The sequence below is a fragment of the Mesorhizobium sp. M7A.F.Ca.CA.002.05.1.1 genome, assembly GCF_003998335.1.
GTDB lineage: Bacteria > Pseudomonadota > Alphaproteobacteria > Rhizobiales > Rhizobiaceae > Mesorhizobium.
On the sequence record NZ_RZQI01001609.1, the window covers coordinates 1 to 522 of the forward strand.

Genomic DNA, 522 nt, shown 5'->3' on the forward strand with positions numbered 1-522 from the left:
GTGCGAGGCTGGCTGCAACGACGGCGAAGGCCCTCCCCCTCGTTTTTCTCAGGGATGGGCTCGTGAACAGAAACCACAATTGGCGCGCCAGCGGCACGCCAACCATCAGCACCAGCGCCCACCCAGCCATCATCATGCCGACGACAAAGTAACGCTGGCTGACCAACGTGACGATCGCCACCATGACGCCGATCCGGTAGAAGAATGACGTGACGCCGTAGCTGAACAGCCAGAACTCTTCGCCCTGCGCGGTCGCCGGCGTTTCGGCGCTTTCGATGCCGAACAGATAATGCTGCACCAGATAGCCGAGATATTTGGTCGCCCGCTGACCAAGGTTCGGTATCTCGAGAATATCGCTCAGAACGTAATAGCCGTCGAAGCGCAGCAGTGGATTGCCGTTGAACAGCAAGGTCGAGACGCCGCCGATGAGCATCACGTTGAAGGCGAAGGCGCGCACCAGTCCGGCCTCGGCGTTCAGCCAGACGATCAGCGCCAGACAGGCTAACAGCCCCTCGACGATAA

At 60.2% G+C, this 522-nt stretch carries 1 pseudogene; it reads right to left on the reverse strand.

Annotated elements, in window-relative coordinates:
- Nucleotides 1–522: pseudogene (locus EN939_RS38445) on the reverse strand (peptidase M50); the annotation flags it as partial.